Genomic DNA, 22,279 nt, shown 5'->3' with positions numbered 1-22,279 from the left:
AAGCCGCAGGCATTTCCTGCGGCTTTTTAAATGACTCGCTTTCCATATATAATATAGCGCTTCGGGGCATTTCCGATGTATGAAAACGGATAGCAAGTCGTCAGAATCAGCTCTTCCTTTTCATGCTGGAGCGTGATAATAGATGTGTCATCCTTATCAACAATTTTTGTTTTTACAATTTCATATGTGAATTCTCCATAAGACAGGAGAATGCGGAGCCGATCCCCCTTTTCCAGCTCTCCCGTCCGGCGAAACACGGTATCTCGATGCCCTGACAGCACAATTTGTCCGTTTTCATCAGGATAATAACTATCCTTGTAATGCCCGACACCTTTTTCTAAATCATCAGCATCAGTGCCCTCCACAATCGGAAGCTCTGCATTGATTTTCGGTATTTCCAAAATGCCGCTCGCTTGGCCGGTTTCAGGCTTAAATGATGCTTTGTTCTTTGCCTGATCTGCGCTATTTTTCGTCCCCGAAGCTTCCTGCGGCTTTTCAGCCGCAAGTTTTGCTTCTTTTAATGTCTGTTCCGTTTTCATATTCGTATCGATCAATTTAAAGCCTCCATAGCCTGCGATCACTAGGCCGGCTGCAATGATAAATAGTGGAATAACCTTTTTCACGTTCTGGAGGCGCTCCTTTTTCTTCTGACATATAGATAAGTTCCGGACAATGTCATCGCCGCACCGATTGCCATAAAGTTATAGTAGCCTGCTGATGTATCTGGAAGCGAATGCTCAGACCCGCTTTCCCCGCCCTCGTTTCGTAAAGGCAATGTGCTGATGCTATTAGCAGCGTTTTTTTCGTTGTTGATAGGTATTTCATTGAATCTCGAAATGGCTGAAGGCGGCAGCTGATGAACCGGTGCTGTATCCGGAGTCTCTTTTATATCAGGCAAATCCACATCAGGCTCTGGGACCTCTTTCATTGGATGCTCCGTCCCCGGGTCATCTCCAGGCTCTTCCGCAACCGGGTCTTCTGTAACAGGATCTTCAATATCACTGGCTGCAGCGAGCTTAATCCTTCCCTCTTTTGTATACGCAATTGGCTCATCAAAACTCTTCACGTACTCAACTGTCGCTTCCAAATCCTCTGGCCCTGTCACCGGATTTTTCCCGAGCAATCCGATTGGCTGATATTTGGTGCCTGTTGCCGTCGCCATAAAGTTGTTGACGGTTAATGTATATGTGGCATCAGGCTGGATCTCTGTGCCATCTGCCATTTTCATATCGACTGCTTTTCCAGTTTCTCTATCCCACGTATACGTAAACCCGCTGATACTGTAGTCAGGCCCAAAAACCGGCGAGATTTGCGCATTGATAATCTCTCTTAAATCTTTTCCTTTAATCTCAAGCTTCGTTAACACATTTCCAAACGGCTGAATATTGTAAAGATCTCCCCACGTAATAGGGCCCTTCTTCAGTGTTTCACGTATGCCGCCGCCATTCATAAGGGCAAAATCCGTTTTCATGGCAGCTCTCATTCCATCCGCAATCAGGTTTCCAAGAGGTGTATCGCCGTCATTTGAATACCCCCCTTCCATATCAACAGCAGCTTCGCCGACAACCTCGCTGATAATCGGTTCAGCAATGTTTTCGTATTTCTTTAAAATGGCTGACGCGCTGACATCCGGTTCGATTTTACTTTGATCCACATATACGATTTCCGCGGACTTTTTGACAATGTCTTTTGTCGTTTTATCGATCTCTACATCAACGACACCTATCGCTTTTCCATATTCAAATGCTTGAACAATCAGTTTTCCATTCACTTCACCGTTAACAATCTTATGATTATGCGCGGCAAAAATCACGTCAATTTCAGAATCTGTTTTGTTTGCAAGATCAGCAGACTCACCGGTAATGGCGTTGCCGTTTTGTTCAGCTGACATATGTGCGAGAACCGCGATGGCCTTCACGCCTTTTTTCTTCAGCTCTTTGGCCGCCTTATTCACCGCTGTTGCTTCATCTGTAAACTCTATATTTTTTATTCCTTCAGGCATAACCATGCCAGCTGCCGACTGTGTGACAACTCCGATAAATGCAACGGGTACGCCCTCCACATTTATGATGTCGTAAGCCGGCAAAAAGGGCTCTCCAGTTGATTTCACTTTACAATTGGCACATACAAGGGGAAAGTTCTGTCCATCATATCCGCTTGTGCCTTTCGGATGATCACCGCCATTTAAAATTCTCAGCAGTTCATCCGTGCCTTCATCGAATTCGTGGTTTCCCACGGTTCCGACATCAAATCCGATGTCCTCCATCAATTCTACAGTGGGTTCATCCTGAAGAAGAGATGAAACTGGAGAGCTGCCTCCGATCATATCTCCCGCATGCACAATTAACGTGTTTTTCTTTTCAGCCTTTTTTTCTTTTAAATATGCGGCGGCATAGTCCATGCGTCCAAATGTGCCGTCTGCAGTTCCGTTCCCATCGAGATCAAGCTCATATTGCTGATCGATCTTGCCATGCAAATCATTCATGCTGAGAATTCTAAGCGGCACATTTTTTCCAGGTGCCGTTTGCCTCATTTTATATCCTGCGTTCTCCGCTTCATTTGCTGATGCGAAGAAAATTCTGTTTTCCACCGCTATCCTCTTCCAGTCAGCCGGCTGCACATATGTTTGATTCGACGAATCCCCTACATATCTTGTCAAGCCTTTCCCTTGCTCTCTGGCTCTGAATTCAAACGGCATTTCAATGAGCGGATCGTTTTTATTCCAAATTCCTTTTTGTTCTTTTTTCGCAGCGGCTACTGCGGACTGAAACTGCTGATAATCCTCTTCATTGTCAACCGGCCAAATAAAATACGTCGGAGCATAGCCATTTTTCACAAGATCTAAGTTCACGTTTGAACCTGATTCAGTTATGACTTGTCCGAGCAGTCTGCCATAGCTGTCCTTGGCTTCACTCCCGACCTTAACAGTGATTTTATCACCTGGGGTCAGTACCGTTTTTAGATAGTCAGATGCTTTTTTGCCAAATCTTAATTGATTTTCATCTGCGTCATTTTTTGGTGTGTGATATGTTTCAGGTGTATCTACATTTACAAACCGGATTTTTGTTGTTCCAAGAACCGGAGATTTGAGATGAATGGTATCGCCGTCAACAACCCGGTCAACAATCCCTTTATATTCTCCCTCCGCAGACGGAGGTGCGGGCTGCTCTTCAAGCAGCTTCATGTCAGACGATTTTCGCGGAAGCAGCTGAAAGGTTTGGTATCTGCTTAACACACCAGTAAAGTCATACCATTTGCCCTCATCAAGCTCGTCTATCACCCCTGTTTCATTCATAACCCGGAGCGTCATTTCATGATGGTCGTTATCAATCATTGTTACATTGTAACCGCCGCCGGCAGGAGAACTTGGAATTGAGGAAACAAATGCAGTTAGTGTCACAAGGCGTCCTTCATACTGATCACCCAGGCTGCCGTTAATAAGTTCATTGATTGTTAAATGTTTGGGGGCGGGGAGGGATTGGTTTGACTGGTTGATTTTGATGCCTGATGAGCTTGGAACGATTTCTTTCAGCCCCTGGTAAGACGTGATTTTCCCTGTCACCGTGACATCCATACCCTCTTTTAATTCGGGAAATTGTTCAGGGGATGGCGAATAAATGTTAATGCCTCCGGTTTCATCTTGCAAAAAGGTCGACAGCTTCCCGCCTCCTATTGCGTTTTGATCAGCTGTGACGATCCCTTTTATCGTTACTTCTTCATTCAGCCTTCCCCGCGCTTCATTTATGGTCATTGGGTGTTCAGCCGGCGGAGTTTTCGTGTCATCGGTCAAGTTCATCGATTGAACGTTTTTAAGTCCCGTCGTGTTAAAGTAATTTTCAAGCTTGCCTTGAACCATTATCTTTTTTCCAAGAAGAAGCGGATTGGTTTGCAGCCCAAATTGGTTTCTAAAAGCTGAAGGGATTTGCACAGGAAGGATATGATCGGACGATATCTCATTTTTACGGTCTGCCAGCGCGACATTATAATCATTTGAAAATGGGCTTGTCAGCTTGTAATGCTGCGGGGAAACAGCATGGCCGACTGCATATCCTTCGACAAGCGCCTGTCCGTCTTTTTGCTGTTTTGCCTTCTCAACTGATATAGCCTGCTGCGGTTCTGCTGCGGTTACAGCTTCGCACGTGTACATGACATTTAAGAATATCAATGCCATGATTAATACCATACGCATCATTCGCCTCATCATATTTCCTCCCTTAATATACACATAATGACAATGACTTTGTCTGCTTATCATTTCGACAGACAACATATAATTCCTTTCAGGCTTCTGCATAATACGCGGCGGACTGACACAAAATACAGCTGATCTGAAAAAAAAGGAGGAATTCGGTTTGGATCAGTTAAATCAGCAGCAGCAATCCCAAATGAACAAAGGTATTCCTGGAAAACCGCATAAAAACCACGGCGGACATGAAATGTTTGATATGCACGAGGTGCTGTCCGGAACACTTACTGTGCTTGATCAGTTTATGATGCTGAGACAATTCTGTAAGGATCAAGAATTATTAAACATCATTGATCGTCAATATCAATTCATTTCTTCTCAATACAATATAACTGCAGAATGTTTCAAAACAGGAAGCGAACCTTCACAAAAAACAGCAACTTATATGATGAAGGAAGACAACCAGACTGTTTATGGCATGCAGCCGTCACAGCCTAAAAAACCTGTTCAATCCATGAATGATATTGATGACAGCATCATCAGCCGACAAATGCTTTGCGCGGTTAAAGCACAAGCTTCTATGCTGACGATGGCTTCTCTGGAAATGACAAATCCGGCCGTAAGACGCGTACTGTCTGCGCAAATTCAGGAGTATGTTGAAATGGCATTTGAAATTTTTCTATATCAAAACAAACACGGCTATTACCAAGTTCCTCAGCTTGATGCCCAGGATATGGAGCAGCTGAGAAATTCATTCGCCCCTGCACAAGGACAAATGCCTCCGACACAAGGCGGTATGGGCCAGCAAGGGCTTCATTAATACAAAGGCATTGGATAGATACTATCCAATGCCGCACTTTTTTCAAATTTTTTCTTAAAGTTTTTTTCAAATTGATCAAGACTTTCCTTTGTTGCTGATTTAAACCCTTTTTTAAAGTCCCCTTTTTTTGCCGTTTCCTTTATCAGTTCTGATATAATGTCTTTCCCGTATTTACCCGTCAGCTCATCGATCATATAAAAGCTTTGCAAATAGACATCAGTGTCATATTCGGCTCTGGCTTCCTGCCAGTCTCGGTCTGACTGCAAACGGTCAAAGGGGACAACAGAAAACGTGATCGGATCGATAAGCAATTCATAGTTCGCAATCCACTCGCTTAACCCTTCATGAAACCATAACGGAAACTCATCAGGGTCCGCCTCAAGCTCCTTCAGTTTCTGGTGAAACGCATGGTGTGTGTATTCATGAATCAACAATCTCTGGTACAAATAAACCGCAACCTCGTCCCCTTCTAAAAGTTTCTTTTTCTCTTCAGGCAACAATCCGATCAGCTGCTCCCGCTCAGAATAAAAACCAACGACATCCAATAAACCAGAGTAATCCTCCATCTGTTTTTCATTAGAAAAAAAAATAATATCAATAGGCTTTTGTTTCGAATATCCAATCATAAATTGATTAATACTGACCGCATATTCAAGCGTTTCTTTCGTCAATGGCAGTAAGGACTTTTCCTTAGAAGTGTAATAAATATCGGCCTGTTTAAATGACTCTTTCTTCATGTGCTTCGTCACTTGTTCTTTTGTGATTCCAGATGCCTGCCCTGGCAAAGACAGGATATACATCGTGCTTGATACGATGGCTGAGCTTACAGCCAGCATCACAAGGACTCCGCACAGGAATAGAGCGGATGCCGCACGCTTTCCTATGCCATCCCGCAAACGTCTCCCTCCCTGAGCCGGTCCGTCTTGTACCTTTTATTTTTACTCTATGCAGCCTGAGTTCACAGTGTGTCATCAACGCATAGAAAAAGCCGCACAAATTGTGCGGCTTTTTTCATTATTCAGCGTTAGGGAATACGCGCTGTACAGTTTGTGTAAATTCATCAAATAACCCGGCGATTGGATCACCATTTTGAATACGCTTTCCATATCCTTGCATGCGCTCTACAAAATCAGGGTTAGCTGAAACGTAAACATTATCAATGTTTTTGTCAGTAGATCTTACTTTTTTGGCTATTTTTTTCTTCAGATTGTTTTCTACTGCACCTTTATTTCCATTGGTTAAAACGACTGCAACGTAAGCTTGATTTCCAGCAACAATGATATCGGCATGCTTTACTTCTTTTAGGTCTGTTACTTTATCAGCTGCTTCATCAGCAACCTCGAGTTTCCGGTCGTTGTTATTATCGTCATTTACACGATTGTTATTGTTATTGACATTATCAGTAACATTGTTGTCAACGTTATCCCGGTTGTTCACATTACGCATATCGTCATTGGCTGGATTTCGATAATTTACATTTCTTACATCATTATTGTCACGTCTGCCCTCACCTTGGTCGGCCATACCGCAGCCAGTCATAAGCAAAGGGATAAGAAGCACAGACGCAAGGACTTGTTTTTTTCCAAGCATGTGAATTCCTCCTTTATCACTTTACTTATAGGTTTTTCTAACTGGCTTTAATTATGCATGCAAATCTGAAGGAAATGCTTTCCCGGGAAATATAACGGTTAATTTGTCTAATGTGGGGGAAAATATGAGTACATTGCAAAGGAGGGATCATGTTGTTCAACCAGCGAAGAGGAATCAGCCCCGCAGCATTGATCATCGGATCAACTATGCTTATTGCTGCATTATCACCTCAGATCCGCCAAAGAATCAGCGGGTTTATCACAGGACAAATGAACAGAGGACATTCAGAAAATAACACATTTGACGCTTCTAATGTAGGAAACATAGTCAAACAAGCATTTGGCGGCGGTAGCGGTGATAATCAGGACCGTTCACAACATCAAAGCCAGCGGCAGAACGGCCGTCAGCACCAGAATGCCGGACAACAGCAAACACAGCATCAGCATACACAAACACAATCGAGGCAAACTGAAACAGCCCCGAAAAAAAGACAGCCTCATTATGCTGAACCCATTCATTTTGAGCAAAGCGCAATGAATGTCATGGACGACAACACGATGATGGAAATGCTGGAGGACTTAGAACCTGGCCGTTAAAAAAACGTGTAATCCTGTCAGGATTGCATAAAGGCTTATATAGTTAATTATATTGGCTTTTAAGGTGGTTTCTTCTTTTAAACTTCTTGTTTTCTATATTTTTTCGCTATTTTGGAGTACAATTGGTGAGCTAAAAAATCCTTCTTTCGTTCAATGAGAACGTTTGAAGGATTTTTTTGTTTATGCTGCCACTCTATCCAAAGCAATCTTTATTGATTCGTTAATAGCTCCCTCATCAAAAGCTGAAAAAGACAGAACACTATTCATTTTGTTTCTTGCTTCAACACTCAACATTTTTAGAATTTACTCGAGCGTTGGAAAATGCTGTTGACTATTCAGTTGAACTGCATTACATTATTATTAAGTTGAACTATATAGTCAAACTGAATAGAGGGTGCGGATATGAAACACAAATTATTACCGTTGTCTGAAACCATGCATTATATTTTATTAGCTTTGCGTGAGCCGCTCCATGGCTATGCCGTAATGCAGAAGATAGAAAAGATAAGTAACGGTACTGTTATTTTAGCAGCGGGTACATTATACGGTGCGATTGAAAACTTGAATAAGCATGGTTGGATTGAACCTGTTGGGGAGTCAGGCCGGAGAAAAGTTTACATGATAACTGAAGAAGGAAGCGCCATTTTGAAAATGGAACAAAACAGGTTATTGCATATTTTATCCTTGTACGAAGGAAGTGAATCGAATGAAGAAATTTAAGATGTTTTTTGATATTGAAAAAGAAGAACAATGGCTGAACGAGCAATTACAAAAAGGCTATCGTTGTACAAATATTAGTGGATTAGGAATATACACTTTCGAAAAAACCGACAAGAAATATGTGATCCGACTGGATTACCAAGATATTTTACCAAAGAAAAAGTTCAAAGATTACAAAGGGATATATGAAGACTTCGGTTGGATTTATATAAATGGCCCCTGGCTTAGCGGAATTCGATATTGGCAAAAAGAAGATGACGGTCAAAATGAAATCTTCTCGGATCGCCAATCAAAGAGTAATTATTATAAAAGATTGATGAATTATTCTTCTGGTTTAGGTTTCATGTGTTTGTTTTTTTCTTATATGATCTATAAGGATTCAGGTTTATATTTAACTGAAGGTCTTTGGAGTATGAAAGGTGAATGGTTTTGGAAAGCATTTTTATTTGAAACTCCATTTGCTCTTTTGAGGTCGCTTCCCGCCCTTATGGTTGTTTTCTTTGCCGCCAGTTTCTTAAAAGTGTATCGAAAGTATTCAATGTTAATAGAAAAATAATGCGAAGAGGTTCATTATGAACTTTTTTAATTAATGAAGGAATTGAGGGGAATGCATCTACCACAGGCGGGCGCTTTTCTTTTATTCGTTTCCAAAATTTAGACATCACAACATATCGGGGTATATACTTGCGTTGCTATACATGTATTTCGATTATTGACAGATGTAAAATGATATTCAAAAATCACTTTACATCTATAACTTGTTATCCAACGTTCCCTCATTATTATAACAGCAGAATAACTCATCTATAAAATCTTCTATTGAAAAAACATCTAGGGGAAGGATGTCTTTAATCGCCTTTTTATGTTCAGGCACGATTGAATTAGATTATTCGCCAACTCATCTTCTATGTGTGCCTCAGATAAGTTAGCGTCTTCCAAGATACCATGAATACTCGTTAAGAAAGCAATTTTCATTTCAATTAGATCAATCCATTGATCAGCAATGCCGGCTTAATCTTCCCAAAAATGAGAAAAAGAAACCCATGAAACCTTTATATTACAAGGTTCATGGGTCTTATTAACGTGTAATCACTGACGGATTACACGTTTTCATATGTTACGCTTCTTCAGCTTCAATCACTCTGGATTGATCATTAAATGCCCCTCGATCAATTTCCTTCGTGACCTTACTTGTAATAAGGCCGGATGTCATGCTTCCGCTGACATTCAAAGCAGTACGCCCCATATCAATTAACGGTTCAATTGAGATTAATAAACCGGCGAGCGCTACAGGCATGTTTAATGATGATAATACAAGAAGCGCCGCGAATGTCGCTCCGCCGCCGACTCCGGCAACACCGAAGGAGCTGATGGCAACGACTGCGATAACGGTGATAATAAACACCGGGTCGAATGGATTTTGGCCAACAGTCGGGGCAATCATCATCGCCAGCATCGCAGGATAAATGCCCGCACATCCATTTTGGCCGATCGAAAGGCCGAACGAGCCGGCAAAGTTTGCGATCCCCTCAGGCACACCCATGCTTCTCTGTGTTTTAATATTCAGCGGCAAAGCACCTGCGCTTGACCTTGACGTAAATGCAAATACAAGTACAGGCAGCGCTTTTTTCAAATAAATCACCGGATTCAAGCCGCTGAACGTCAGCAGCAGCAAATGAATGATAAACATAGTGATTAACGCTGCATATGAAGCAATCACGAACATGCCCAGTTTTAGAATGCTGTCAAGATCACTCGTTGCAATGGTTTTTGTCATGATAGCCAGCACCCCATATGGCGTCAGTCTCAAAATGAGTGTGACAACACGCATGACAATGGCATAAACGGCATCAACCAGTTTTTTAAATGTTTCTGCCTGTTCCGGCTGTTTGTTTTTTACGCCGAGGAATGCCACTCCAAGGAAAGCGGCAAAAATAACGACAGCGATCGTTGAAGTCGGTCTAGCTCCCGTGAAATCTAAAAACGGGTTTCCAGGCAGCAGTTCAACAATCTGCTGCGGCAGCGTTTTCGCTGTCATATCCTCTGATTTCTGCTGAAGCTCCTGCCCCCGTGAAAGCTCTGTACTTCCTTGGTCAACCTGAATCGCCTGCAGATCAAATGAAAGTGCGGACGCGATACCGACAGCTGCAGCAACAGCTGTTGTTGCTACTAAAATCCCGATAATCAAACCGCTGATTTTCCCGAGATTTTTTGTCAGTTTTAGTTTTGTAAATGCACCGAGAATCGAAATAAAGACAAGAGGCATAACAACCATTTGAAGCAATTTGACATATCCGCCCCCGGCAATATTAAACCAGTCGGCTGTTTGAATGACTATATTTGAAGTCGGGCCGTAAATCAGCTGAAGCGCAAATCCGAATACAATCCCCAGTCCCAGCGCAGTAAAGACACGTTTAGAGAAGGAAACATGTTTTTTCTGCATAACAAAGAGCCCTAAAATAAGTAAAAATAAAATAAATACATGTAGTACAACTAGTAAAGTCTCCAAAGCAGGTAAACTCTCCCTTCAAATTTTCTCATTTACTATATTACACTAATTCCGATGGGTCAAGTGCGAATTATTTTAACTTATCAATTCAAGCAAAAAAACCTTATATAATGCCTTTTTTTGCTTTTCTTTCCCTTCCATCTTTAGTACCTTATATAAGGGTGATAATATTTGCTGAAAGAACTGTTTGTAAACTTGACCATTTTAATCACATTTAATTATCTCTTCACCCACCTGTTTAAAGAAAGGTTAGTACATAAAAAAGACAGCATATCCTTTCAAGCTGTTAAAGGACTTGCCTGCGGTTTGCTCGGGGTTATTCTGATGGTTTTTGGATTTACCTATCAGCATTCAATTATTGATCTTCGAAATATCCCTATTATGATTGCCGCTCTTTATGGAGGCTGGGTTTCAACGGCAACGGCCCTGGCTATGATCGCTGCTGGCCGCATGCTGATTACAATGAACACATCTGCACTATACTCGGTTATTATCATTTGTATTGCTGCCATCCCGTCACTCATTGTTTCTAGAAGAAAAAAAGTTCAACTAAAACATGCTTTCTATCTTTTAATAATCACAAATAGCTTGATCTCCTTTTCCTTTTATTTTCTTATAGATTTACATTCATATGAACTTCATTTATATTTTTGGATCATCTCAATAGCGGGCGGCATGCTCAGTTTATATATTATTGATCATGAAACAAATGCACATCTTCTTTTTAAACAATATAAGTTTCAAGCGCACTTTGACTTTTTAACAGGCGTGTACAACCGAAGAAAGTTTGAAGAAATCACAAAAGCTCTGTATCGCCAGGCGGCCGATACCCCGCATTTTCAATTTGCACTGATTTATATGGATATCGATCATTTTAAAACCATCAATGACCAATATGGCCATCATGAAGGAGATCAGGTGCTCAAAGAGCTGGGCTTACGTCTGAAGCAGAGCATCCGAAATACTGATCCAGCCGCTCGGATCGGTGGTGAAGAATTTGCCGTGCTTCTGCCGAACTGTTCTCTTGAGAAAGCAGCCCAAATCGCAGAACGGATCAGGAGCGCTGTCAGTCATGAACCGATTATATTAAAAAACGGCGAAAAGCTTTCAGTTACGATATCACTGGGGGCCGCTCATTACCCCAATAATACGGAACAGCCAAGATCCTTGCCCATTCTTGCCGATCAAATGCTTTACAAAGCGAAAGAGACGGGACGGAACAAAGTGTGTTTTTCAGAAAAAAAAGAATGAATTCAATGTTCGAATTCATTCTTCCAATCTGAAAGACGTTTCAAAGGCAGAAAAGCCGGGACAAGATCTCCCTGATATTCTTTTTCTATAAATGCCGCTGTATCATCAGCTTGATAAAGCTCAAGAATGGTTTGCAGCGCTTCCCGATCTTGATCCTCCGCTCTGACAACAATCAAATTCATCTCTTCCCCAGACATGAGACCGCCGCTCTTTATGGTATGCTTTTTCGGGTTCAGGCCCGCTTTTTTTGCTTCAGATGGTTTCATGACAAACACGTCCCCACCGCTCACTGCATCCTGTTGCCGGACAGCTTTCAATTTCAGGTGTCTCGGATTATCTTTAATCATATCAACTGAACCTGTTCCGTTAAATCCGTTTTTCAACGTTAGCAATCCCGCCTCCTGAAGCACAGTAAGCGCCCTGCCAAAATCGAACGCTTTATCCGGAACAGAAACGACAGCTCCCCGCGGTATATCTTGGATTCGGTCATATTGTTTTGAATAAATGACCATAGGCGTTATGTATGTGGTACCGAGCGGTGCAAGCTTAAGTTTGTGTTTTTGAGTGAACGACTGAAAATATGAAATGGTTTGAAAGGCGTTGGCATCAATTTCTTTGTTAGCAAGTGCGATATCAGACTCCGCATAATCAGAAAAAGGGATCAGCTGAATATCCAGCCCTGCCTCTTCAGCCTTTTGGGCAATATAGTTCCATATTGCCCCGTCAGACTCAGCAATCCCGATTTTTATCGATTCATGTTCTGCAGACGGTGAGCATGCAGTAAATGAAACGAAAAGGACAAGGACGAAACTGCATATAAGCCACTTTTTCATTGTGACCATACTCCTATCTATGTATTAGAGCATGCAAGCAATATCAGACAAAAAAATCATACGCTCTCTTAGTTGATAAACGTTGTCATTTGTAATATTGATTAACTTTTACCTTACTCATATCCAATCAGGTTGTCAATTCCTTTGACATTATCTTCCCAAAATGAGGGCCTACGAAGGCAAACGTATGATCACATATCGAGAAAGCAGATGAATTTCCGTAAATAAATATCAAATTGAAAAATAAATATGGTATTTTCCGAAAAAAGTTTCAATAAGCAGTTGTTTTTTCCGAAGATTACTGGTAGAGTAAAGGTAATTATTTTTGTTCGAACTATCTTTAAGAAGAAAGTTTTGTAAGAGTTTTCGTCTTGAAAGTTTGTTAAGAGCAAGAATAGTGAATTTAAGCGTTATGATCGCTTTAGGAGGAAATTTCATGTTAGAAGGTAAAGTAAAATGGTTCAACTCTGAAAAAGGTTTCGGATTCATCGAAGTAGAAGGTCAAGACGATGTATTCGTTCATTTCTCTGCTATTCAAGGCGAAGGCTTCAAAACTTTAGAAGAAGGCCAAGCTGTTTCTTTTGAAATCGTTGAAGGAAACCGCGGACCACAAGCTGCTAACGTTACTAAAGAAGCGTAAGCATAAATTGATATGAAAAACTGCAGGTGCGAACCTGCAGTTTTTATTTTGACAAAAAAGCTGTTTTGCATAAGCAAAACAGCTTTTTCATTAGTTTGCAATATCCCGTTTCATGAAGATTCCGAAAGCAAGCAGCAGGAAGATGATAAAGTAGATCGCCAGCATAACGATAGAAAACGTCATAGTCATCCCTTTTATTAACGGAGTGCCCTCCACATACTGATTTAAATCGACATTAGCAAACAATATATACTTTGCCCAGTCAAATTTCGCTGCAATAAAGGCAGTGACTGTCGTACCGGCAACCAACAAAAAGATGGAAAACCCTACTGCAAGAGAGCTGTTTCTGAATACTGCAGACAGCATAAACGCCATCGTCGCCACCATTAAGGCCGAGACGGATTCAGAAAGATACGTTGTGGCCAAATGACTCATCATGTTTTGCTCAATGACATGGCCATCCTTATAGATTAAATGAATATTTGCGGCGGTTTCACCACCCGTCCCGAAGAAAATCACCCCTAATAAAGTAGAACCGATAAATAAAATCAACAGCAATAGGAACCCAAATAGGAGTACTGTAATATATTTGGACATCAAAATTTGAAAACGGCTGAGCGGCCGAATCATTAATAGCTTAATCGTTCCCCAATTAAATTCGTTAGCGACAATTCCGGCTGCGATGATAATAGTAAACAGACCTGTAAGGATGGTAAAGTTTGCTGAATCCGTTACATAAGACCATACCGTATAGCCCGTGTCACTAGGGATATTATGCTCGATGCGATAGTCGTTGAGTGTGATTGTTTCTTTATATCCATCTTTGAGTGAAGGGTCTTCTTTGATTTCTTTCTTTAATTCGGCGTTTTCTGCTTGAAGTTCTTGTTTCCAATGGGAATTTGCTTCACCAGCAGAAAAATGATTCGCCAAAAATGCAAATCCAACCATTGTTAGCCCAAGAATTCCGATCATCACCCATGTTCCGGCACGGCTGAAAATTTTGATCCACTCATTATAAATCAAATTAAGCATGCTGAACCTCCTCTTTTGTTTCACCTGTCATTTCTAAGAAACGGTCCTCTAATGATTTTGTTATAATCTTGACCTCGTAAATGCGGATTTGCTGCATCACCAGCAATTCAATAACCGCAGGGACTTCGTCTTTAGCCAGTTTGACTTCTACACCATTTGTCTTACTCACTAAATCGTACTGTTTTAGCACGGAAGCTGCTTCATTCGGATGCTCAACCTGGAAGAAATATGTATCGTTCTCATCAATGCTTTCATCTTTTACATTTTGAATATCGATCAGCTTTCCTTTTTGCAGAATCGCAATGCGATCACACATCAGTTCCATCTCTGACAGCAGGTGGCTTGAAACGATGACAGCCATTCCTCTTTCTCGGGTCAGCTTCTTTAAATGATCTCTGATTTCCCTGATTCCCGCCGGATCAAGGCCATTTGTCGGTTCATCCAAGATCAGCACTTTCGGATCATGCAGAAGGCATTGTGCCAAGCCAAGACGCTGTCTCATTCCTAGAGAATATGTTTTCACCTTGTCGTGGATTCTGTCTGTTAAACCAACCAGCTCAACAACTTCATCAATTTTTTCCTTCGTGACACCCTTGACCATCCTTGCGTATTGCTGGAGATTTTTATATCCGCTCAAAAATTTATACAGCTCTGGATTCTCTACGATCGCTCCAATATGCTTAATCGCCTTGGCATATTCTTTCGTAATGGATTGACCGCAAATGAGGACATCACCTTTCGACAGCTTCATTAAGCCTACCATCATCCGGATGGTTGTCGTTTTCCCAGCTCCATTTGGTCCCAAAAAACCGAATACTTCACCTTCACGAATCGTAAAACTGAGATCATCAATGATCGTTCGGCCTCTGATGTTTTTTGTCACATTTCTCAATTCCAACACTGTTTTCATCATATTCCTCCTCTTTCTAGCAAACTTCCATTTTGGATTTAAACCACTGCAAAACAGACATGCCTTCCTGTTCACGAATATCTTCTACTTCACGCTGCGCCACTTTTTCTCCATTTGCGAGTATGATGACTTCGTCTAACAACGTCTCAATTTCATCAATTTCATGCGTCGCGATCACGACAATCTGCTGCTCAAAATCAATGTACGACACAAGGCTGTTTACGATGGAATCCCTGACCATCGGATCAAGCCCGGAAAAAGGTTCATCAAGCAAAATGACGTCTGCCCGTCTCGCTAAAGCAAGAACAATTTTCAGCCTGCCCCGATTTCCTTTTGATAGCTTTTTGATCTTTTTTTCCGGATCCAGCTGCATTTCATTCAATAGCCTATAAGCCTGTACTGTTTGAAAATCAGGAAATTGCGACTGATAAAAATTCACCATATCTTTTACAGTGAAATCCGGATAAAACATATCAAGCTCAGTAAGATAAGCCGTTTGACGCACCATATCTCTCGCAGCCTGTTTTCCATCTACTTTCACAAAGCCTGAAGTCGGAAACAAAAGGCCAGCCATCATTTTCAGGGTCGTTGACTTGCCGCTGCCGTTCGGTCCGATCAGACCATAAATCCGTCCGGATGATAGGGTAAATGACACATCATTGACGGCCGTATGGCGGCCGTATTTTTTTGATACGTTTTCTAGCTTGATTTCCATTTTAGCCTCCCTCTGTGAATGTTTTAATCCCTTCTAACATTTCCTCTTTCGTGAGCCCCAGCTCTTTCATTTGCTTGACAAAGCCTTCCAGGACTTCTCGTGTCAGCCTTTCTTTCAACTCGTCTACGATTTCAGCTTTTTCCGCAATAAACGTCCCTTGACCTCTTCTTGTCTCCACAATACCCAGCCTTTCCATTTCACTGTAAGTTCTTTGAATTGTATTGGGATTTACTTTAGTTTGAATCGCCATTTCTCTTACTGAAGGAAGCTTGTCTCCTGGGAGCAGCTCCTTCCTGACCAGCCTATAAAAGATCTGATCAGCAATCTGCAGATAAATCGGTTTCGAGGATTGGAATTGATTATCCATATTTACACCTCTACTTTACGATCAAGCAGTTTTGAAGCCATGATGAGCAGCAAGAACGTGATGACTAAGGTAATAGGAAGCCCTAGCACAGACAGATGGATAGGTTTTAATTCCAATTTCCAAACGTTATGGAAGTGGAAATCAAAATTGCAATAGACTGTTGCCGGCCAGAAATGCTTTTGAGATTCAACCAAGGGGCTTATGATGTATTCATCGAAGAAGAACCACACTGCAACCAACAGAACCATCGCAGCCCACCGCATTCCGCGCCAATTCCTGAGAGAGCGAAAAACAGTCCAAAACACGATGACTGTTACTGACATATCTAACGAAGAAATAAGCCCATACAAATTCAGCAAAGCAGCTGTACTCGTTATATCAACTTGATGCTCTAGCAGATTTTTTACAGAGAGCATATGATACATCCAAATCCCATAGGCTGTTAATGCCAATTGAATCACGAATTGATAGAGCAAAGATACTGCCAATTTAGAAGAAAACAGCCAGAAGCCGCCATTTGGATTGTACAGCCAAAGCTGTGATTTCCCTTCCCTTCGAAGATGATAAAACACAAAAACAGGAGATAAGAAAAGCAGAAAAAAAGCCACTGCAGCAAAAAACCCAAAAACAACTAGAGGTTCTTTCGTGCGAGAAGCTATAATATGGCCTGTTCCCAATAAAAAAGTGATTCCGCATATCCATACTAGCAGCCACATTCTTGAAAGCTTGATATCTTTCTTTAATAAACCTAAAAAAGAATCCATGTCTTTACCTCCCGGAAGAATCCTCGGTGTATGAGTAACATAGTACACTAGATCAAAATGAAATACAACATATTCCATGGATTTATTTGATAAAAAACATAATTGATGTAAACAGCAAAAAAGGCAAACCCGCCATGAGTAAACGGATTTGCCTTTTTCATTATTTTTTCTTGTTTTTCATAGAGAGCAGCGCATCACGATAGCTGCGGTCCTGCATTTTGTCACTTTCCTCAGTGACCTCTTCTTCTGCCTGAACTTCATCAGAATGCTTAAACTTTTGCAGCGCCTGCCTGTAAATATCATCACCCATTGTGTTACGTTTCTCTTTTGGAGAATCATTTTTGACAACGGATGGCGTATGCTCGGCAGCCCTTGCTTCAGCAGGGTATTGCGCTTCGTTTTTTTCCTCTTCTGGAGGTGCGATTCTATCGGTTGCTTCTTGCTTCTCAGGTCCAGGTGAGGCGCTGCGGACATTAAATGTAATAAGGGCCGCAATGACAATGACAGCAGCAATAATTGCTATAATAATGGCCATTTCAACCTCTCCTTACTGTCCTGCTGTTAGGTTTCCTGTGACTTGGCTGACACGTCTTCCCAACGCGCGTCCAAGCTGAATACCTTCCTCAGACATTAACTCATCACTGTCTACCGGACAAGTGACACCTGCTCCGTAATAAGAGCCATAAAGTGCGTTTTCAGGCACGTTGCCAGGCAGTCCGACAACGATCATGCCTTGGTGGAACATCGGCGTGATTAAATTGTGCATTGTCATTTCCAAGCCGCCGTGTGTTGTTGCCGTTGTGCAGAAAACAGCACCGACTTTGTTGATCAGCTCGCCTTCAGCCCACAAGTAGCCAAGTCTGTCGATCCAAGCTTTTAGACCAGAGCTGATTGTTCCGAAATGCCCTGGGCATCCCCAAATAATCGCATCCATATCTTTAAGCTTGCGGATATCCGCCTGATCTACATGGTCGATGAACACTTCAGCCGCGTCGTTTTCTCTCGCGCCTTCAGCAATTGCTTCTGCAAGCACTTTAGTATGTTCGCCTTCACTATCATACACTACATAAATTTTCATTCAGGAAACCTCCCTGTACAGATTAAGATTCCTTAGCTTCTTTTGGAGCAGGAAGTAATGAAAGCTCCTCTTTTTTCTTCTTACGCAATTTATCTTTTCTAACGTCACGCAGGAAGATACTTAAAATCAAACCTGCTACACAGAATAAGGTTGCCCACATAAAGGCATCATTTATCCCCATGACATTGGAATCGAGTGACGCGTGTTTATAAATATGTGAGTACACATACGTTTTCGCTGTATCATAAGACACATTCATATTCACCATTAAATTGGAAACTGCATTTTGGAACGCATGGAGGAAGTTCGGGTCCGCCGTGCTCGTTTTATCTGCAATTTGCGAATAATGGAATGTCGTCCGGTTTGTATAAATCGTCGTAATTAAACTTGTACCGATTGATCCGCTGATTTGGCGAAGCGTGTTGCTCATCGCCGTTCCGTGGCTGTTCAGTCGGGCAGGAAGCTGGTTCATCCCAGCTGTCATGACTGGCATCATTAAGAGAGACATACCAAATGCGCGAATTGAATAGATCAGCATGATGTGCGTATATGGTGTATCAATTGTCAATTGCGTGTATTGATAAGTTGTTACCACTGTCACGAGAAGCCCGATAATCGCAAGCGGTCTCGGTCCGAATTTATCGAACAAAATACCTGAGATCGGTGACATAATCAGCATGACGATCGCACCCGGAAGCAGAAGCAGACCGGATTGAAGTGCCGTAAAGCCGACCAGGTTTTGCAGATAGATCGGTAAAAGAAACATACCAGTGTAAAGTGCCACTGTAATAATGATATTAATGACACTTGAGAGTGAGAAAATGTCATATTTAAACACTCTGAAATCAAGCATCGGATCATCATGGCGCAATTGCTGAACAACAAAAGCAACAATTGCAATGGCTCCGATAATAACTGTAGACAATACAATCGGGTCGGTCCAGCCGTCAGATCCGGCTTCACTGACTCCGTATAATAAGGAGGCGAATCCGACAATCGAGAGGATTGCGCCAAGAGTATCGAGTTTGATTTTTTGCGGCTCCACCATATTTTTAAAGATGAAGAAAGCCACAATGATAACAATTGCTCCGATCGGCACAAGTCCGTAAAACATAATGCGCCATGTATAATGCTCAATAATCCACCCGGAAAGAGTCGGGCCGACCGCTGGAGCAAACATCATCGCTAGCCCGAAAATCCCCATTCCTTTCCCCCTGCTTTCAGGCGGGAAAATTAACAGAATGGTTGTCATAACGAGCGGCTGCAAGATACCTCCGCCCACGGCCTGAATCAAACGGCCGATCAGCATTGTAGAGAAGTTAGGTGCGATACCGCAGACTAACGTACCGAGCGTAAAACAAAACATCGCGACGAGAAAGAGACTCCGTTGGCCAAACCGTGTAATCAGGAAGGCAGATAACGGAATCAATACACCGTTAACAAGCATGTAACCTGTTGTCAGCCACTGAATCGTCGTTGCACTTACGCCAAATTCAGTCATTAAGTGCGGCATTGCAACATTAAGCAGTGTTTGGTTTAGGATTGCCAAAAATAAACCCGCCATTAGCACAATCAGCAATGACATAGGGTTTTTTGCATTTTTTTCTTTGCCTGTAGCCATCTAAGACAACCTCCTTTCATGGTTTGATGACTGATCTGTTTTACTCAGAAATTTTAACAGATGCATTCATTCCAGGAAGCACCTTATCAGATGGGTTTTTGATTGAAATTTTCACAGGAATTTTTTGTGTTACTTTTGTGTAGTTTCCGCTTGAATTTGTAGAAGGAAGCATATCAAAAGTTGAGTTAGTCGCATAGCCAATTTCTTCTACAGTACCGTCAAATGTTGTATCAGGGTCTCCATCAACTACTACGTCTACACTATTTCCTACTTCAATATCCGCAATATCTGTTTCTTTAATATTTGCTGTGATGTATAGGTTGTCCATATCAATCGTTTGTGCGATTGTTGTACCAGCTTGTACGGTTTGTCCGTTTTTCACTTCGTTTTTCACAATTGTTCCATCCATAATGGATTTTACGTCAACAGTTTGTTCACCTTTGATTTTTGCAACTGTGTCGCCTTTTTTCACTGTTTTTCCTTCGTCCAGATCCCAGTCAGATACTTTACCTGCTGCTGGAGCAGTAATAGCAGCCATATCGCCGGCTACTTTTGCTTCATCTGTTTTTACGTAGTTAGTGCTTTGATAATAGTAGTAAGCACCTCCAGCTATAATTGCAAGAACAACAATCAAACCGATAATGTTGGTCAGAATTAAACGTCCTCTGTTCATTTTGTTTTCTCCTTTCGTTTCATCCTCTATCATTTTGCGGAAAGTTGGTGAAAATATGTGAGAAGTTTTTAATTACCGCTTTTTTCTGAACAGCCTTCAGCAAGCTTCGTTAAGCTTCCGGCAAGTTTGCGCAAATACTGCAGCTGGGAGGTATCAAGCTTTTGGTACAAGCCCGCACCCATTTTTGCATATTGCACAGCGGCTTTTTCTATCAGTTCTTCCCCCTCTTCGGTTAACTGAATCATGACGATACGGCGGTCATCCGGACTGTCATATCGATTCATCAATTGGCGCTTATACAGAATATCTGTCATCCGCGTCACAGAAGCAGGCTTAAGATCAAGCGACATTGCCAGCTTGCTTAGCGGGGTGCTTCCGCTTTGATGAATTTTAAACATCAGCAAATATTGAAGGACTGTAATATCAAAAGGCTCAAGAACAATCTCCAATATCTTCTTCTGTTTTTTATAAATCGCCCGAGACGTATCAAAGAGCTGTTCAAAAGTGAGCAAAGCACGTTCTGATTCAGTCAACTCCTTTTCACCTCATTCCTCAATAATAGTTCACAAGATAAAATATTAATAAATGAAAGAAGATTTGTCAAAGGAAAAATTTCTTTTTCTCCCGTATTTTTTTCGCAAGCGTTTTCTTACTTTTATTAAATAAAAAAAAGCCCTGAAATGGGCTTTTCATTAAGAAAGTTGATGGCTTACACCAGACTCTTCATTTCTAAAAAAGCTCTTCAGCGCCTGAAAAACATCAGATTTCTGTTTTAAAATATAGTACTTAAATTTCTCATCTTTCACATTTTTATATGCAGACATTAACGTTGAATGCCTGTTGTACTGATTGACCTCACCGTAGCAGAATAGATTGGCCTTCTTCATAATATCATTAACCAGTTTCACACAGCGTGCGTTGTCAGATGTCAGGTTGTCACCGTCAGAAAAATGAAACGGGTAAATGTTATAGCGGTCAGGATTGTACTTTTCATCAATAAGCTCAAGCGACTTCCGATATACGGAAGAACAAATGGTTCCGCCGCTTTCTCCCTTTGAGAAAAAATCCTCCTCCGAGACGACTCTTGCTTCTGTATGATGGGCAATAAATTCAATTTCAACAGTCTCGTATTTCGTCCGCAAAAAACGGGTCATCCAGAAAAAGAAGCTTCTGGCCATGTATTTTTCCCAAACTCCCATACTGCCGCTTGTATCCATCATTGCTAAAACGACAGCTTTTGATTCAGGCTTTGTGATGTCATTCCACGTCTTATACTTCAGGTCCTCCGGATAAATTGGATAGAACGACGGCTTTCCTGACATTGCGTTTCGTTTAAAGGCTGACATCATTGTTCTTTTCTTATCAATATTACCGGTTAACCCTGTTTTACGAATATCATTAAACTCAATATCTGTATGAATGATATTATCCCGCTCTTTTTGCTGGAGATTCGGAAGCTCTAATTCTTTAAAAAGCGCTTCTTCTAAATCCATTAATGAAACTTCCGCTTCATAATAATCCTCGCCTGCCTGATCACCGGCACCCTGCCCTTTTCCTGGCCCTTGTTTTTTGTCTGATCCATCCCGGGCCACAACATCACCAACCTGGCTGTCGCCGTCTCCTTGCCCTACATGTTTATTTTTATCATAGTTGTAACGGATTTTATACTCATCAAGTGAGCGGATTGGGATCTTCACTACATCTTTTCCATTAGACATAATAATGCTTTCCTCAGTTACGAGGTCCGGAAGATTGTTTTTGATCGCTTCCTGCACCTTTTTCTGGTGACGCTGCTGATCATCGAAGCCTTTGCGATGGAGGGACCAGTTTTCCTCAGAAATCAAAAAATGGCCGCTGTCATTTTGGGACATGAATTCCCCTCCTTAACCATTTGTGGTCGTGATACATACGTATTCCGGCTTGTGCCAGATTATGAAACAAGTCTTTTGAAAAGATTTATATTCATCATATGCA

The 22,279-nt window shown here is 41.6% G+C and carries 22 protein-coding genes and 3 pseudogenes; 6 read left to right on the top strand and 19 right to left on the bottom strand.

What is annotated here, in order from left to right; genetic code table 11:
* Positions 1-26 precede the first annotated feature (26 nt).
* Entirely contained in the window at positions 27-623 is a 597-nt protein-coding gene (srtA, locus tag BLL41_RS00255; protein ID WP_071576359.1) for a sortase SrtA, read from the bottom strand.
* Positions 620-4,201, bottom strand: coding sequence for a sortase-dependent nonspecific endonuclease YhcR (yhcR, locus tag BLL41_RS00250; protein ID WP_071576358.1), 3,582 nt, complete (start codon positions 4,199-4,201; stop codon positions 620-622). Before yhcR ends, srtA begins: the two co-directional genes overlap by 4 nt.
* 151 nt (positions 4,202-4,352) lie before the next feature.
* Between yhcR and BLL41_RS00245 the strand changes: the two genes are divergently transcribed.
* Positions 4,353-5,006: a spore coat protein gene (locus BLL41_RS00245; protein WP_071576357.1), complete on the top strand. Its 654-nt coding sequence runs from the start codon at positions 4,353-4,355 to the stop codon at positions 5,004-5,006.
* On the opposite strand, the pseudogene BLL41_RS22940 reads toward BLL41_RS00245, so the two are convergent.
* Positions 4,938-5,902 (bottom strand): annotated as a pseudogene (locus BLL41_RS22940) (gluzincin family metallopeptidase). The gene BLL41_RS00245 and the pseudogene BLL41_RS22940 overlap by 69 nt on opposite strands.
* 118 nt (positions 5,903-6,020) lie before the next feature.
* Entirely contained in the window at positions 6,021-6,596 is a 576-nt protein-coding gene (locus tag BLL41_RS00235) for a YhcN/YlaJ family sporulation lipoprotein (protein WP_071576356.1), read from the bottom strand.
* 149 nt (positions 6,597-6,745) lie between these two features.
* Between BLL41_RS00235 and BLL41_RS00230 the strand changes: the two genes are divergently transcribed.
* From BLL41_RS00230 to BLL41_RS00220, 3 genes are all read left to right on the top strand, one after another.
* Positions 6,746-7,192: a hypothetical protein gene (locus BLL41_RS00230; protein WP_071576355.1), complete on the top strand. Its 447-nt coding sequence runs from the start codon at positions 6,746-6,748 to the stop codon at positions 7,190-7,192.
* Between the two features lie 402 nt (positions 7,193-7,594).
* Positions 7,595-7,912, top strand: coding sequence for a PadR family transcriptional regulator (locus tag BLL41_RS00225; RefSeq protein WP_014663320.1), 318 nt, complete (start codon positions 7,595-7,597; stop codon positions 7,910-7,912).
* The gene (locus BLL41_RS00220; RefSeq protein ID WP_071576354.1) at positions 7,899-8,468 is read left to right on the top strand and encodes a DUF2812 domain-containing protein; all 570 of its coding nucleotides are present in this window, start codon (positions 7,899-7,901) and stop codon (positions 8,466-8,468) included. Before BLL41_RS00225 ends, BLL41_RS00220 begins: the two co-directional genes overlap by 14 nt.
* A 240-nt stretch (positions 8,469-8,708) precedes the next feature.
* Here the strand turns inward: BLL41_RS00220 and BLL41_RS22300 are convergent.
* A pseudogene (locus tag BLL41_RS22300) lies at positions 8,709-8,923 on the bottom strand (LXG domain-containing protein); the annotation flags it as partial.
* Between the two features lie 106 nt (positions 8,924-9,029).
* Positions 9,030-10,421, bottom strand: a complete 1,392-nt coding sequence (gene tcyP, locus BLL41_RS00215; protein ID WP_071576353.1) for an L-cystine transporter TcyP — start codon at positions 10,419-10,421, stop codon at positions 9,030-9,032.
* Between the two features lie 171 nt (positions 10,422-10,592).
* Between tcyP and dgcK the strand changes: the two genes are divergently transcribed.
* Entirely contained in the window at positions 10,593-11,672 is a 1,080-nt protein-coding gene (dgcK, locus tag BLL41_RS00210) for a diguanylate cyclase DgcK (RefSeq protein ID WP_071576352.1), read from the top strand.
* A gap of 2 nt (positions 11,673-11,674) precedes the next feature.
* On the opposite strand, the gene BLL41_RS00205 is transcribed toward dgcK, so the two are convergent.
* Positions 11,675-12,505, bottom strand: a complete 831-nt coding sequence (locus tag BLL41_RS00205) for a MetQ/NlpA family ABC transporter substrate-binding protein (protein ID WP_071576351.1) — start codon at positions 12,503-12,505, stop codon at positions 11,675-11,677.
* 436 nt (positions 12,506-12,941) lie between these two features.
* Between BLL41_RS00205 and cspB the strand changes: the two genes are divergently transcribed.
* Positions 12,942-13,145, top strand: a complete 204-nt coding sequence (gene cspB, locus BLL41_RS00195) for a cold shock-like protein CspB (protein ID WP_003224086.1) — start codon at positions 12,942-12,944, stop codon at positions 13,143-13,145.
* A gap of 90 nt (positions 13,146-13,235) precedes the next feature.
* On the opposite strand, the gene BLL41_RS00190 is transcribed toward cspB, so the two are convergent.
* The 12 genes and pseudogenes from BLL41_RS00190 to yhbH all read right to left on the bottom strand — a co-directional run bounded on the left by BLL41_RS00190 (position 13,236) and on the right by yhbH (position 22,176).
* The gene (locus BLL41_RS00190) at positions 13,236-14,177 is read right to left on the bottom strand and encodes an ABC transporter permease (RefSeq protein ID WP_071576349.1); all 942 of its coding nucleotides are present in this window, start codon (positions 14,175-14,177) and stop codon (positions 13,236-13,238) included.
* Positions 14,170-15,087 carry an ABC transporter ATP-binding protein gene (locus BLL41_RS00185; protein ID WP_071576348.1) on the bottom strand — a complete coding sequence of 306 codons (918 nt, stop codon included), beginning with the start codon at positions 15,085-15,087 and terminating at the stop codon, positions 14,170-14,172. Before BLL41_RS00185 ends, BLL41_RS00190 begins: the two co-directional genes overlap by 8 nt.
* A 16-nt stretch (positions 15,088-15,103) precedes the next feature.
* Positions 15,104-15,802, bottom strand: coding sequence for an ABC transporter ATP-binding protein (locus BLL41_RS00180; protein WP_071576347.1), 699 nt, complete (start codon positions 15,800-15,802; stop codon positions 15,104-15,106).
* 1 nt (position 15,803) lies between these two features.
* Positions 15,804-16,169: a GntR family transcriptional regulator gene (locus BLL41_RS00175; protein ID WP_071576346.1), complete on the bottom strand. Its 366-nt coding sequence runs from the start codon at positions 16,167-16,169 to the stop codon at positions 15,804-15,806.
* Between the two features lie 2 nt (positions 16,170-16,171).
* Positions 16,172-16,933 carry a hypothetical protein gene (locus tag BLL41_RS00170; RefSeq protein ID WP_071576345.1) on the bottom strand — a complete coding sequence of 254 codons (762 nt, stop codon included), beginning with the start codon at positions 16,931-16,933 and terminating at the stop codon, positions 16,172-16,174.
* 9 nt (positions 16,934-16,942) lie between these two features.
* Positions 16,943-17,094, bottom strand: a pseudogene (locus BLL41_RS22295) (hypothetical protein); the annotation flags it as partial.
* Positions 17,094-17,468, bottom strand: a complete 375-nt coding sequence (locus BLL41_RS00165; RefSeq protein ID WP_071576344.1) for a hypothetical protein — start codon at positions 17,466-17,468, stop codon at positions 17,094-17,096. The pseudogene BLL41_RS22295 and the gene BLL41_RS00165, both read right to left, overlap by 1 nt.
* 12 nt (positions 17,469-17,480) lie before the next feature.
* Positions 17,481-18,011: an NAD(P)H-dependent oxidoreductase gene (locus BLL41_RS00160; RefSeq protein WP_069839140.1), complete on the bottom strand. Its 531-nt coding sequence runs from the start codon at positions 18,009-18,011 to the stop codon at positions 17,481-17,483.
* Between the two features lie 22 nt (positions 18,012-18,033).
* The gene (locus tag BLL41_RS00155) at positions 18,034-19,632 is read right to left on the bottom strand and encodes an MFS transporter (protein WP_003233429.1); all 1,599 of its coding nucleotides are present in this window, start codon (positions 19,630-19,632) and stop codon (positions 18,034-18,036) included.
* A 40-nt stretch (positions 19,633-19,672) separates the two neighbouring features.
* Complete coding sequence (locus tag BLL41_RS00150) at positions 19,673-20,338, bottom strand: biotin/lipoyl-containing protein (RefSeq protein ID WP_014476241.1); 666 nt, start codon at positions 20,336-20,338, stop codon at positions 19,673-19,675.
* A 35-nt stretch (positions 20,339-20,373) separates the two neighbouring features.
* A complete protein-coding gene (locus tag BLL41_RS00145; protein ID WP_003233431.1) occupies positions 20,374-20,838 on the bottom strand; it encodes a MarR family transcriptional regulator in 465 nt (154 codons plus the stop codon).
* A 159-nt stretch (positions 20,839-20,997) separates the two neighbouring features.
* Positions 20,998-22,176 carry a sporulation protein YhbH gene (gene yhbH, locus BLL41_RS00135; RefSeq protein WP_071576343.1) on the bottom strand — a complete coding sequence of 393 codons (1,179 nt, stop codon included), beginning with the start codon at positions 22,174-22,176 and terminating at the stop codon, positions 20,998-21,000.
* Positions 22,177-22,279 lie beyond the last annotated feature (103 nt).

The sequence above is a fragment of the Bacillus sp. FMQ74 genome, from assembly GCF_001875785.1.
GTDB lineage: Bacteria > Bacillota > Bacilli > Bacillales > Bacillaceae > Bacillus > Bacillus stercoris.
The sequence above is the reverse complement of the archived record's forward strand: the minus strand, read 5'-3'. Positions and strand labels throughout refer to the sequence as shown.